Annotated in this window: 11 protein-coding genes and 1 riboswitch; of the genes, 10 read left to right on the top strand and 1 reads right to left on the bottom strand. The window is 72.3% G+C overall.

All coding sequences use genetic code 11. The annotated features are described in order from the left end of the window. Positions 1-37 precede the first annotated feature (37 nt). From ACFYYW_RS21540 to ACFYYW_RS21530, 3 genes are read left to right on the top strand one after another with little or no spacing between them, the layout of a single operon-like run. Positions 38-457, top strand: a complete 420-nt coding sequence (locus ACFYYW_RS21540; RefSeq protein WP_387650831.1) for a hypothetical protein — start codon at positions 38-40, stop codon at positions 455-457. Between the two features lie 10 nt (positions 458-467). Then, positions 468-1,058: a phosphoribosylanthranilate isomerase gene (locus tag ACFYYW_RS21535; RefSeq protein ID WP_352325620.1), complete on the top strand. Its 591-nt coding sequence runs from the start codon at positions 468-470 to the stop codon at positions 1,056-1,058. Beyond that, positions 1,051-1,809 carry a GNAT family N-acetyltransferase gene (locus ACFYYW_RS21530; RefSeq protein WP_387650829.1) on the top strand — a complete coding sequence of 253 codons (759 nt, stop codon included), beginning with the start codon at positions 1,051-1,053 and terminating at the stop codon, positions 1,807-1,809. The genes ACFYYW_RS21535 and ACFYYW_RS21530 overlap by 8 nt, the downstream gene beginning before the upstream one ends. Positions 1,810-1,912: 103 nt before the next feature. Here the strand turns inward: ACFYYW_RS21530 and ACFYYW_RS21525 are convergent, their stop codons facing one another. Further along, positions 1,913-3,547: a hypothetical protein gene (locus tag ACFYYW_RS21525; RefSeq protein WP_387650827.1), complete on the bottom strand. Its 1,635-nt coding sequence runs from the start codon at positions 3,545-3,547 to the stop codon at positions 1,913-1,915. 181 nt (positions 3,548-3,728) lie between these two features. Here ACFYYW_RS21525 and ACFYYW_RS21520 point away from each other — a divergent pair, with 181 nt between their 5' ends. The 7 genes from ACFYYW_RS21520 to gcvP all read left to right on the top strand — a co-directional run bounded on the left by ACFYYW_RS21520 (position 3,729) and on the right by gcvP (position 12,751). After that, positions 3,729-4,310, top strand: coding sequence for a CDP-alcohol phosphatidyltransferase family protein (locus ACFYYW_RS21520; protein ID WP_352325617.1), 582 nt, complete (start codon positions 3,729-3,731; stop codon positions 4,308-4,310). Between the two features lie 4 nt (positions 4,311-4,314). Continuing rightward, entirely contained in the window at positions 4,315-6,819 is a 2,505-nt protein-coding gene (locus ACFYYW_RS21515) for a mannose-1-phosphate guanyltransferase (RefSeq protein WP_352325616.1), read from the top strand. Between the two features lie 261 nt (positions 6,820-7,080). Then, positions 7,081-7,593 (top strand): FHA domain-containing protein, encoded by a 513-nt coding sequence (locus ACFYYW_RS21510; protein WP_352325615.1) that lies wholly within the window; start codon positions 7,081-7,083, stop codon positions 7,591-7,593. A 23-nt stretch (positions 7,594-7,616) separates the two neighbouring features. Beyond that, positions 7,617-8,243 (top strand): MerR family transcriptional regulator, encoded by a 627-nt coding sequence (locus tag ACFYYW_RS21505; RefSeq protein ID WP_387650826.1) that lies wholly within the window; start codon positions 7,617-7,619, stop codon positions 8,241-8,243. Between the two features lie 132 nt (positions 8,244-8,375). Beyond that, on the top strand, positions 8,376-8,846 hold the full coding sequence (locus tag ACFYYW_RS21500) for a bifunctional nuclease family protein (RefSeq protein ID WP_090771501.1): 471 nt from the start codon (positions 8,376-8,378) through the stop codon (positions 8,844-8,846). Between the two features lie 147 nt (positions 8,847-8,993). After that, a complete protein-coding gene (locus ACFYYW_RS21495) occupies positions 8,994-9,614 on the top strand; it encodes a MerR family transcriptional regulator (protein ID WP_352325612.1) in 621 nt (206 codons plus the stop codon). A 48-nt stretch (positions 9,615-9,662) separates the two neighbouring features. Next, positions 9,663-9,759: riboswitch (glycine riboswitch) on the top strand. Between the two features lie 166 nt (positions 9,760-9,925). Beyond that, a complete protein-coding gene (gcvP, locus tag ACFYYW_RS21490) occupies positions 9,926-12,751 on the top strand; it encodes an aminomethyl-transferring glycine dehydrogenase (protein ID WP_387650825.1) in 2,826 nt (941 codons plus the stop codon). Positions 12,752-12,848: the final 97 nt, after the last annotated feature.

Below are 12,848 nucleotides of genomic sequence, written 5' to 3'. Positions count from 1 at the left end.
CGATATGGGTCCTTCGTTCGCAGAAAGGATCCACATCATGGGGGAGACACAGGTCATGCCGCGTCCCGGCACGACCCGGCAGGTGTCGGCCGGCCTGCTCTACAGCCTGCGCGTCGCCATCATCGCCCAGGCCGCCGCGCTGCTCGTGGCCGCCTCGTTCGCCGGGCAGGCCGTGTCGGCGGGCGGCGGGCCGGTGGCCGAGACGCACGTCATGGCGGGCATGGTCGTCCACCTGGTGGCGCTCGTGCAGATCCTGCTGGCGATCCTGGTCTGGCGGCCCGGCCGCGGCGCCGGCTGGCCGGTGTGGGCCAGCGTCGCGCTGTTCGTCGTCGGCGGGCTCCAGCACGTCACCTGGCTCTGGCTGGGCGCCCACGTGCCCAACGGGGTGCTGCTGTTCGGCCTCATCGGCGCGCTGCTGATCTGGTCGTGGTCGCCGTCGGCGGCGCGGCGCCGCTAAGGTCTGAGGTGTGTATGTGAAGATCTGCGGGTTGAGCGAGCCCGAGCACGTCGAGGCCGCCGTCGAGGCGGGCGCCGACGCCATCGGGTTCGTGCTCACCCGGAGCCCGCGCAGGGTCACGCCGGAGCGGGCGGCCGAGCTGGCCGCCCCGATCCCGGCCCACGTGCTCACCGTGGGCGTCTTCCGGGGCGAGACCCCCGAGGAGGTCCGGGCCGCCGCGCTGGCCTCGGGCGTGCGCGCCGTGCAGCTCCACGGCCACCACCCCCACGCCGACTTCACCGCGCTGAAAGACCTCGGCCGGCCGCTCGTGCGGGCCGTCGACGCCGCCGCCGACCTGCGGTGCGGCGCCTACGACGAAGACCTGCTCATCGTCGACGCCCCGCGCCCCGGCTCGGGGGAGCCCTGGGACTGGGCGGCGGTGCGCGGCCGCCCGTCCGGCCGGTGGATGCTGGCCGGCGGGCTCGACCCGGCCAACGTCGCCGAGGCCGTCGAGGCCGCCGGCCCGTGGGGGGTCGACGTGTCCAGCGGCGTCGAGACCGCGCCGGGCGTCAAGGACTCCGCCCTGATCAGGGCCTTCCTGCGGGCCGCGCGCGGTGGCTGACGAGCTGGCGCGGGCCCTTTCCTTCCTGCACGGCTTCGCCCGCCGCAAGGCGCCCGTCGTGGCGCCGGTCCCCGGCGGGTTCGCGGTGCTCGACGCGCGCTACCCGATGTCGCACGACGACAACAAGCTCGTGGTCTGGAGCGGCGCGCCGGGGCCGGTGCTCGCGGCCGCCGAGGAGCGGCTCGCCGGGCTCGGCCACCGGCTGGTGTGCGTCGACGACGACCGGCTGGGCCAGGAGTTCCGGCCCGCCTTCGCCGCCGCCGGATACAGCCACGAGGCGAACGTCGTCATGGCCTACCGCGGCGCAAGCCCCTCCGCATCCGCCGCTGCCGCCGCCGCCACCGACCGGCTCACGCTGGAGGAGCTGCTGCCCGTGCTGCGCGAGGAGTGGCGCGCGTCGCTGCCGCAGGCGCCGCAGAGCGTGGTCGACGGGCTCGCCGCCCGCGCCGCGGCCCGCGCGTCCGCCGCTGACCTGGTCGAGTTCCACGCCGTACGCGCCCCCGGCGGGGAGATCGCCGCCCACGCCGACCTCTACGTGCACGAGGGCGTCGCCCAGATCGAGAACGTCTACACCCTGGAGCGCCATCGCGGCCAGGGCTTCGCCCGCGCCCTGCTGACCGCGCTGACGGCCGCCACGGCCGGCGCCGAGCTGACGTTCCTGGTCGCCGACGCCGCCGACTGGCCGCGCGAGTTCTACGCCCGCCTCGGCTTCGAGCCGGTCGGCCACACCCACGCCTTCCTGCGCACCTGACCGCCTGGCCCGACCGCCCGGCCCGACCGCCCGGCCTGCCCCCGACCTGACCGCCCGTCCCGACCCGCCTGGCCCGACCGCCCGGACGGGCCTGGTGGTGCGCTCAGGTGCCCAGCCAGCGGGTCAGGGCCACCGCGGCGGGCCCGAGCAGGGCCAGGACGGCTCCCGACAAGGCGTGCACCACCGTGTACGCCAGCAGCGGCGTCCCGTTCCCCGACACCGCGCGCACCCCGCCCAGGACGGTCGTCAGGCCGTGCTGCCCGGTCACCGCGCCCAGCACCAGCGGCGGCGGGACCATCATCAGCTTGGCCCCCATGGCCAGCGAGATCACCACCGGCACGGCGGCCGTGGCGACCGCGCCCAGGGCCACCTGCCAGGCGTGCCGCGCCACCAGCTCCACCGCCGCCGGCCCCGCCGACAGCCCGAGCGCCGCCACGAACACGCCGAGCGCCACCTCGCCCACCACCCGCGCGGCGCCCGCGTCGTACTGCCCGAAGCCGGCCCGTCCCGCCCGTGCCCGGCCGAACACCAGCCCGGCCGCCAGGCAGCCGAGCGACGCCGTCAGGCCGCCCGCCAGGCCCGCCACCAGCCCCGCCACGAGCCCGGCGGCCAGGTAGACGACGTCGGCCCGCCGCCCGGCGTCAGCCCGCGCCCCGAGCCAGGACGCCGCCCGGTCCACGTCCCGCTTCAGCCCGGTCACCCGCACCACGTCACCGGCGCACAACTGCGTGCCGGGCCGGACCGGCAACCGGCACCCCACCCGCGTCACCTCGCACACGTGCAGGTCCTGCACCCCCTGGCCGGACAGCCCGGCGCGCAGCTCGCGCACGGTCGCCGGCGGCCTGCCGCCGAGCATGACGTCGGCCACCTCCAGGTCCAGGTCGAGCTCCCGCCCGCCCGGCACCTCGGGCCCGACCACCGCGCCGGCGTTGACGACGTCCTGCCGCACCCCGACGACCACCACCTCGTCGTCCCGCCGCAGCAGCGTGTCGGGGCCGAACGGGATCGGGCGGCCGTTCCTGCGCAGCCGCTCCACCGAGACCCGGGTGCCCATCGCGATCTCCGCCTGCCCGACCGTCCGGCCCTCGCCGGTGGTGACCTGGTGGGCCCGGCCCAGCACCGCCGGCGGCGGCGTCTCCTCCGCGCCGTCCAGCCGCCGCCACAGCGCCGCGGCCTCCTCCCGGGGGTCGAACCGGAGCGCCGCGGGCGCGGCCCTGACGGTCAGCAGCGCGATGGTGACCAGGGCGAGGAGGTAGGACAGGACGTACGCGGGCCCGAGCGCCTGCTGCGCGACCCCGGCGGCCTGCAGGGCGTCGGCCGCCGTGCCCAACGCCACCGGGCCGGCCGCCGCCCCGGCGACCAGCCCGGCCGTGGTGCCCGGGTCGAGCCCGAGCGCGTCCGCCGCGAGCGCCGCGACCGCCAGTGCCCCGACGACCTCGACGACCGTGAACCACAGGTACCGCAGGTTGCGTCCGGAGAACGCCGCGAAGAAGGCGGGCCCGAGGGTGTAGCCGAGGGTGAAGGCGAAGATCGAGAAGGCGATCACGCGCACCTGCTGGTGGACCTCGACGCCGCCGGTCAGCAGCCCGACGGCGAGGGCGGCGGCCAGCGTCCCGGCCGCGCCGCCGAGGGCCACGCCGCGGAACCTGAGCCTGCCCAGGGCGAACCCGAGGGCCAGGCAGAGGAACAAGGCGATCTCCGGCGCGTCCCGCAGCACGCCGGACTCCCAGGGCCACATCCGATCCCCCCAAGGCAGGCCGGCGACGCGGGGGGATCGATCATCCAGCCTTTTCCCGCCCCCACATGCCGCGAAACGCCACCGACCCCCGTCGGCCCCCGCGTCCGGGCGGGGGCGGGCGGGCGGGGAATGGTCCCTGGTGGGGCGTCTGTGCCGGAGTTCCACGCAGTAGGGTCTCTGCGTGAGCGAAACTTCCGCCGAGGACCGGATCTGGACGGTTCCCAACCTGCTGAGCTTCCTGCGCCTGCTCGGCGTGCCCGTGTTCCTCTGGTTGGTTCTGGGGCCCAGGGCGGACGGGTGGGCCATCGCCATCCTCATCGTGGCCGGGTTCACCGACTGGCTCGACGGCAAGATCGCTCGCGCGTTCAACCAGACCAGCAAGCTCGGCCGGGTGATCGACCCGGCCGCCGACAAGCTGTACGTCTTCGCCACGATCCTGGCGTTGCTGCTGCGCGAGGTCATCCCGTGGTGGCTGGTGGCCGTCATCGTGGCGCGGGAGCTCTTCGTCGCCTGTTCGTTCCCCGTACTTCGCAAACACGGATATAAGGCACTTCAGGTGCATTTCCTGGGCAAGGCCGCCATGTTCAACCTCATGTACGCCTTCCCGCTGCTCTTCCTCGCCTCCCACACCGGGTGGTATGCCGATATAGCGCGAATTGCCGGGTGGGCCTTCGCGCTCTGGGGCACGGGCCTGTATTGGTGGGCAGGGATCCTGTATGTGGTGCAGGTGCGCCAACTCGTAACCGCGACCACGAAGGAGTGATCGGGTGAAGGCGGTCGTCATGGCGGGCGGGGAGGGGACTCGGCTGCGTCCGATGACCGCCAACCAGCCCAAACCTCTGCTCCCGGTGGCCAACCGCCCGATCATGGAACACGTCCTGCGCCTGCTCAAACGGCACGGCATCACCGAGACGGTCGTCACCCTGCAGTTCCTGGCCGCCCTCGTGCGCAACTACTTCGGCGACGGCGACGAGCTGGGCATGAACCTCCAGTACGCCACCGAGGACCTGCCGCTCGGCACCGCGGGCAGCGTCAAGAACGCCGCCGCCCGCCTGCGCGATGACCGCTTCCTGGTCATCTCCGGCGACGCCCTCACAGATATCGACTTATCCGACATGATCCGTTTTCATCGCGAAAATTCGGCTCTTGTCACCATCGGTCTGAAACGCGTTCCCAACCCGCTCGAATTCGGGATCATCATCGTCGACGAGAGCGGACGCGTGCAGCGCTTCCTGGAGAAGCCCACCTGGGGCCAGGTCTTCTCCGACACCGTCAACACCGGCATCTACGTCATGGAGCCCGAGATCCTCGACGCCGTCGCCGACGGCGAACCGGTCGACTGGTCCTCGGACGTCTTCCCCGCCCTCCTGGAACGCGGCGCCCCCATCTACGGCTATGTCGCCGACGGCTACTGGGAGGACGTCGGCACCCACGCCAGCTACCTCAAGGCCCAGGCCGACGCGCTGTCCGGCCGGGTCCGCCTCGACATCGGCGGCTTCGAGCTCTCCCCGGGCGTCTGGGTGGCCGACTCGGCCACGGTCGACCCCGACGCCGTCCTGAAGGGACCGCTGCTGATCGGCGACTACGCCAAGGTGGAGGCGGGCGCCGAGCTGCGCGAGTACACCGTGCTCGGCAACAACGCGGTCGTGCGCGAGGGCGCCTTCCTGCACCGCGCGGTCGTCCACGACAACGTCTACCTCGGTCCCGGCGCCCACCTGCGCGGCTGCGTCATCGGCAAGAGCACCGACGTGATGGGCGGCGCCCGCGTCGAGGAGAACGCCGTCATCGGCGACGAGTGCGTCATCGAGGCCGAGGCGTACGTCTCCAGCGGCGTCAAGGTCTACCCGTTCAAGACCATCGAGGCCGGCGCGGTCGTCAACACCAGCGTCATCTGGGAGTCGCGCGGCCAGCGCAACCTGTTCGGCCCGCGCGGGGTCAGCGGCCTGGTCAACGTCGAGATCACCGCCGAGCTGTGCGTCCGGCTGGCCGGCGCGTACGCCACCACCCTGCGCAAGGGCGCCTACGTCGTCACCTCCCGCGACTGCTCGCTGGCCGCCAGGGCGCTCAAGCGGGCCGTCATCGGCGCCCTGACCGCCGCCGCGATCAACGTCCTGGACCTGGAGGCCGCGCCGCTGCCGGTGGCCCGCTTCCACACCGCGCGCGAGTCGGCCGCCGGCGGCATCGCCCTGCGCACCACGCCCGGCGACCCGCAGAGCGTCGACATCGTCATCATGGACGACCGCGGCGCCGACCTGCCCCCGGCCGCCCAGCGCAAGCTGGAGCGCGTCTTCTCCCGCCAGGAGTACCGGCGGGCCTTCCCCGGCGAGATCGCCGAGCTGCACTACCCGGCCAGGGCCGTCGAGGGCTACACGCACGAGCTGATGCGGGCCATCGGCGTCACCGGCGTCAAGGACATGAAGGTCGTGGTCGACTGCGCCGGCGGCACCTCCTCCCTGGTGATGCCCACGCTGCTCAGCCGCGCCGGCGTCGAGGTGCTCACCGTCAACGCCCGGCTGGACGACGTCTCGCCCACCGAGACGCTGGCCGAGCGCCGCCGCGACCTGCAACGCCTGTCGGAGCTGGTCAGCTCCTCGCGGGCGGCGTTCGGCGTGCGCTTCGACCCGGTCGGCGAACGCATCGCGCTGGTGGACGAGACCGGCCAGCTCATCAGCGAGGAACGCGCCCTGCTGGTCGTGCTGGACCTGGTGGCGGCCGAGCGCCGGGGCGGCCGGGTGGCGCTGCCGGTCACCACCACCCGGGTCGCCGAGCAGGTCTGCCGCTTCCACGGCGTGCAGGTGCAGTGGACCTCGACCGCGCTCGACGCCCTGACCTCCGCCGCCCAGGGCCCCGACATGATCTTCGCGGCCGACGGGCGCGGCGGGTTCGTCGTCCCGGAGTTCAGCCCGGCCATCGACGGCCTGGCGGCGTTCATGCGCCTGCTGGGGCTGGTGGCCCGCACCCGGCTGTCGCTCAGCCAGATCGACGCCAGGATCCCCGAGGTCAAGCTGCTGCGGCGGAGCGTCCCGACCCAGTGGGCGGCCAAGGGCGCGGTGATGCGCTCGGTCATCGAGGCCGCCGAGGCCGAGCCCGACGGCTGGCGCGTGGACACCACCGACGGCGTGCGCGTCGCCCGCGACGACGGGTCGTGGGTGCTGATCCTGCCCGCCGCCGCCGAGCCGGTCACCGACCTGTGGGCCGAGGCCCCCGACATGGACGGCGCGCAGGCGTTGCTCGAACGGTGGGCCCGCGTGGTCGAGCAGGCGGCCGTCTGATCACGTAGAGTAGCGGAAAAGCCTTCGCCCGAGATGTGCGCGCGGAGTGCCGCAAGATCGTAATGTAGAAACGCGCGGCGGCATGGACCACGGGGTGGGGGCGGCGGTAACTTTGTCAGCGTCCGAACCGCAGTCCAGCGCCCCGCCTTGACCTTTGCCGCTGATCAGCGTAAGTTGCGGCATTCGCAAACTTGAAGAGCGAAGGCAGGCGCGTCCCCAGCACCGTCGCCGCGTCTTCGCGGTAGGAGGCCGAGCCGATCGATGCCGAGCGTCTACTGCACGCAGTGCGGGCACGCCAACCCCGAGGATGCCCGTTTCTGTTCCCGCTGTGGGTCACCGCTGACCAGACCCGAGGTCTCCGGGGACACCACGTCGACGATCTCGGTCGCGGGAATCGAGGCGTACGAGGCTGAGACAGGCGACATGCTCCTGGCCGAACGGGCGCTGGTCGAACAGCTCCCGCCCGGCACGGCGTTGCTCACGGTGACCAGAGGGCCCAACCAGGGCAGCCGGTTCCGGCTGGACAAGGACCTCACCACGACCGGGCGCCACCCGGAGAGCGACATCTTCCTCGACGACATCACCGTCTCGCGCCGCCACGTCGAGTTCTACCGCCACCGCGGCGGCCAGTTCTCCGTACGCGACGTGGGCAGCCTCAACGGCACCTACGTCAACCGGGAGCGCATCGAGGAGGTCCCCCTGCACTCCGGAGACGAGGTGCAGATCGGCAAGTTCCGCCTCGTCTTCCTGATGAGGGTCAACGCCGGCGCATGAGCTCACAGGCGGCACGCTCGCACATGAGCATCGGGGAGGTGCTCGCCCTGCTGCAGGGCGAGTTCCCCGACGTCACCGTGTCCAAGATCCGCTTCTTGGAGGGTGAGGGGCTGATCGAGCCCGAGCGCAGCCCCTCGGGCTACCGCAAGTTCACCCATCTCCACGTCGAGCAGTTGCGGTTCATCCTGACCGAGCAGCGCGACCACTACCTGCCGCTGCGGGTGATCAAGGACAGGATGGCCGAGAGCTTCGGCCGTCCGCGCGCGGTGCAGCAGACCCAGGAGATCCGCTACGACCGGGCCCAGCTGCTGGAGGCGGCCGGCATCGACGAGGAGACCCTCGCCGAGCTGGAGGACTACGGCCTGCTCGCCCCCGTGGCCAGGCGCTACGACGAGGAGGCGCTGAAGATCGCGCGCACCGTCGGCGCCCTGGCCCGTTTCGGCCTGCACGCCCGCCACCTGCGCGCGGTCAAGGCCGCCGCCGAGCGGGAGTGCGGGCTGGTCGAGCAGACCGTCGCGCCCATACTCAAGCGGCGCGCGCCCGGCGCCATCGGCGAGGCCGACGAGGCCGCCAGGGAGTTGTCCACCCTCCTGCTCGACCTGCACGCCTCCCTGGTGCGCCTCGGCGTCAGGTCTGTCCTGGGCCGTTGAGGGCACGGAGCTGGAAGGCCGGGGCACATTCCAGGCCTGCCGGGTGTTACGTTGAAATACACAAGCGTGTAGCAGAAACGACCCAGTCAACAGCTGTGCCGGGCGACCGGCCGGTCGAATACGGAGCAGCCCGTGTTGCAGATGGAGGTCGTGGGCGTTCGAGTTGAGATGCCCACAAATCAGCCGATCGTCTTGCTCAAGGAGGCACACGGGGAACGGTTCCTTCCGATCTGGATCGGCATGACCGAGGCGACCGCGATCGCCCTGGCGCAGGCCGAGGAGCCGCCGCCCCGGCCGCTCACGCACGACCTGTTCAGGGACGTGCTGAGCGCGCTCGGCGTCGGGCTGCGCGCGGTCAACATCGTGGCCCTGCGTGACGGCATCTTCTTCGCCGACCTGGTGTTCTCCAACGGCGTGGAGGTCAGCGCCCGGCCCTCCGACTCGATCGCCCTGGCGCTGCGCACCGGCGCGCGCATCTTCGCCAGCGAAGAGGTCGTCCAGGAGGCCGGTGTGATCATCCCTGACGACCAGGAGGACGAGGTGGAGAAGTTCAGGGAGTTCCTTGACACGATCACTCCCGAGGACTTCGGCAGGGCGGGGTAGGTATTTCAGTGCATTTACGCTTCACGACGCGCCGAGCCGGATCGTTGACTGAGCATGGTCACGGTCCTACGGTGCAAGTGAAACCCGTGGTCGCCCTTTACGAACCCCCAGATCAGGCCATGGGATGAGAGAAAGCCGGAGGTCCGCGTGGCGGTCAGCAGCGGCGAGGGAAAGACGGCCGGCCAGGAAGATCCGGTGCGGCGCGAGAGCGCGCGGCAGCGTGCCGGAGAGCAGGGCCTGCTCTTCGACGAGCAGCCTGCGACCGTGCCCGACGACATCGGATACCGCGGGCCCACAGCCTGCTCGGCGGCCGGCATCACCTACAGGCAGCTCGACTACTGGGCGCGCACGGGCCTGGTCGAGCCCACGATAAGAGCCGCGCACGGCTCGGGCTCGCAGCGGCTCTACAGCTTCCGCGACATCCTGGTGCTCAAGGTCGTCAAGCGGCTGCTCGACACCGGGGTGTCGTTGCAGCAGATCCGCACCGCCGTGCAGCATCTGCGTGACCGCGGGGTCGCCGACCTCGCGCAGATCACGCTCATGAGCGACGGTGTCAGCGTCTACGAGTGCACCTCGGCCGACGAGGTGATCGATCTCCTCCAGGGCGGCCAGGGCGTGTTCGGCATCGCGCTCGGCCGGGTCTGGCGAGAGGTCGAGGGCTCCCTCGCGGAGCTGCCGGGGGAACGGGCGGCGGTCGAGGACACCGTCCCGGCCGACCATCCCGCTGACGAGCTCGCCAAGCGGCGTCGCGCACGCCGCACGGGGTGAGCTGAACCGCTGAACACACCGTAGTAATCTAGGACAGAGTAAGGCTGATGACCCCGTGCGGGAGAGTCCCTGGGCTTCGGTCCTGGGGCGCCGAAGGAGCAACCCTCCCCGGAATCTCTCAGGCATCCCGTACCGCTCGGGTGAGGCAACTCTGGAAAGCAGGTGCGCCCGCCAGGCGCACCTCACCGACGGTGCAAGCCCCACGGTGGGGTGAAGCTCTCAGGTCGCGATGACGTCGCGATGACAGAGGGGGAGATCCGGCACTCGCCCGCGCCCTGGCGCCGGTCTCCAAGCCTCGGGAGGCAACCTCCATGACCGACCTGTCCGCTCCGCCGTTCTCGTCCAGGCACATCGGCCCATCGGAGTCCGAGCAGCAGCGCATGCTCGAGGCCGTGGGCTTCGAGTCCGTCGGCGATCTGGTGGCCGTGGCCGTGCCCGAGGCCATCAGGGTCAAGGACCGGCTCAAGCTGCCGGCCGCCGCGAGCGAGACCGAGGCCATCGCCGAGCTGCGCGCGCTGGCCTCCCGCAACCGGGTGCTGACCTCCATGATCGGCCTGGGCTACTACGACACCGTCACGCCCGCCGTCATCCGGCGCAACCTGCTGGAGAACCCGGGCTGGTACACCGCCTACACGCCGTACCAGCCGGAGATCTCGCAGGGGCGCCTGGAGGCGCTGCTGAACTTCCAGACGGTCGTCTCCGACCTGACCGGCCTCGACGTCGCCGGCGCCTCCCTGCTGGACGAGGCCACCGCCGCGGCCGAGGCCATGACGCTGGCCCGCCGGGCCGGCAAGTCCAAGAGCGACGTGTTCGTCGTCGACGCCGACACGCTGCCCCAGACCAAGGCCGTGCTGGCCACCCGCGCCGAGCCGCTCGGCATCACGCTGGTCGAGCACGACCTCGACGGCGAGCTGCCCGAGTGCTTCGGCGTGCTCGTCCAGTACCCGGGCGCCTCGGGCCGCCTGCGCGACTTCCGCGACGTGGCCGCCAGGGCGCACGAGGCGGGCGCGCTCGTCGTGGCCGCCGCCGACCTGCTGGCCCTCACGCTCGTGGCCGCCCCCGGCGAGCTGGGCGCCGACATCGCCGTCGGCTCCTCCCAGCGCTTCGGCGTCTCCTTCGGGTTCGGCGGGCCGCACGCGGCCTACATGTCCGTACGCGAGGGCCTGCAGCGGCAGATGCCCGGCCGCCTGGTCGGCGTGTCGGTCGACGTCGACGGCGACCCCGCCTACCGGCTGGCCCTGCAGACCCGCGAGCAGCACATCCGCCGCGAGAAGGCCACCAGCAACATCTGCACCGCCCAGGTCCTGCTGGCCGTGATCGCCGGCATGTACGCCGTCTACCACGGCCCCGAGGGCCTGCGCCGGATCGCGCACCGCGTGCACCGGCACGCCGTCGCGCTGGCCGGCGGGCTGCGCGAGGCCGGCCTGGAGGTCGTGCACGGCGAGTTCTTCGACACCGTGCTCGTCCGCGTGCCCGGCAGGGCCGCCGAGGTGGTGGCCGCCGCCGCCGAGCGGGGCGTCAACCTGTGGCAGGCCGACGACGACCACGTCTCGATCGCCTGCGACGAGAAGACCGGCGCGGCCGAGCTGGTCAAGGTGTGGGCCGCCTTCGGCGTCGAGCGCGAGGAGGTGGCGCTGGAGGCCGACGCGCTGCCGGACGGGCTGCTGCGCGAGTCGGACTACCTGACCCACCCGGTCTTCCACAGCCACCGCTCCGAGACCGCGATGCTGCGCTACCTGCGCAGGCTCCAGGACAAGGACATCGCGCTCGACCGTTCGATGATCCCGCTCGGCTCGTGCACGATGAAGCTGAACGCGACCACCGAGATGGAGCCGATCACCTGGCCGGAGTTCGCCGGCGTGCACCCGTACGCGCCGGAGGCCCAGACCGAGGGCTACCGGGAGCTCATCGGCACCCTGGAGGGTTGGCTGGCCGAGGTGACCGGCTACGACGCCGTCTCCATCCAGCCGAACGCCGGCTCCCAGGGCGAGTTCGCCGGCCTGCTGGCCATCCGCGCCTACCACCAGGCCAACGGCGACACCGGGCGGGACGTGTGCCTGATCCCGTCCTCGGCCCACGGCACGAACGCGGCCAGCGCCGTCATGGCGGGCATGCGGGTCGTGGTCGTGGCCTGCGACAGCGACGGGAACATCGACCTGGCCGACCTCGACGCCAAGATCGCCAAGCACCGCGACAGGCTCGCCGCGATCATGGTGACGTACCCGTCCACGCACGGCGTGTACGAGGAGTCGATCACCGAGGTGTGCGCCAAGGTGCACGAGGCCGGCGGCCAGGTCTACGTCGACGGCGCCAACCTCAACGCCCTGGTGGGCCTGGCCAAGCCGGGCGAGTTCGGCGCCGACGTGTCCCACCTCAACCTGCACAAGACGTTCTGCATCCCGCACGGCGGCGGCGGCCCCGGCGTCGGCCCGGTCGCGGTCCGCGGCCACCTGGCGGCCTACCTGCCCGGCCACCCGCTGCGCGACGGCAGCCCGGTCGGCCCGGTCTCGGCGGCCCCGTACGGCTCGGCGGGCATCCTGCCGATCTCGTGGGCGTACGTGCGGATGATGGGCTCCGAGGGCCTCACCGCGGCCACCGAGCAGGCCATCCTGTCGGCCAACTACCTGGCCCGGCGGCTGGCCCCGCACTACCCGGTGCTCTACACCGGCCGCGGCGGCCTGGTGGCCCACGAGTGCATCGTGGACCTGCGCCAGATCACCAAGGAGACCGGCGTCACCGTCGACGACGTGGCCAAGCGCCTGATCGACTACGGCTTCCACGCGCCGACCATGTCCTTCCCGGTGGCCGGGACGCTGATGATCGAGCCGACCGAGAGCGAGGACCTGGACGAGCTCGACCGGTTCGTGGACGCCATGATCGCCATTCGCGGTGAGATCGCCAAGGTGGCCTCCGGCGACTACGACAAGACCGACAACCCGCTGCGCAACGCGCCGCACACGGCCGAGTCGGTCACCGCCGACGAGTGGGCCCACCCGTACTCGCGGACCGAGGCGGCCTACCCGCTGGCCTCGCTGCGCGAGGGCAAGTACTGGGTGCCCGTCCGCCGCATCGACCAGGCGTACGGCGACCGCAACCTGGTGTGCTCCTGCCCGCCGCTGGAGGCGTACGAGGACTGATCCGCCCGCGCGGGTCCCCGCCCGGGGGCCCGCGCCGGACCCGGCCCAGTCCGGCACCGTCAAGTGAGCAGACATGATCGCGACGAGCCGTTAGGCT

The sequence above is a fragment of the Nonomuraea sp. NPDC001831 genome, from assembly GCF_042892035.1.
Lineage (GTDB): Bacteria > Actinomycetota > Actinomycetes > Streptosporangiales > Streptosporangiaceae > Nonomuraea.
This window is presented reverse-complemented; position numbering and strand designations above follow the sequence as displayed.

Coding starts and splice junctions, on each gene's coding strand:
- gcvP (WP_387650825.1), top strand. CDS start 9,926: ATGACCGACCTGTCCGCTCCGCCGTTCTCGTCCAGGCACATCGGCCCA.
- ACFYYW_RS21525 (WP_387650827.1), bottom strand. CDS start 3,547: ATGTGGCCCTGGGAGTCCGGCGTGCTGCGGGACGCGCCGGAGATCGCC.
- ACFYYW_RS21540 (WP_387650831.1), top strand. CDS start 38: ATGGGGGAGACACAGGTCATGCCGCGTCCCGGCACGACCCGGCAGGTG.
- ACFYYW_RS21510 (WP_352325615.1), top strand. CDS start 7,081: ATGCCGAGCGTCTACTGCACGCAGTGCGGGCACGCCAACCCCGAGGAT.
- ACFYYW_RS21505 (WP_387650826.1), top strand. CDS start 7,617: ATGAGCATCGGGGAGGTGCTCGCCCTGCTGCAGGGCGAGTTCCCCGAC.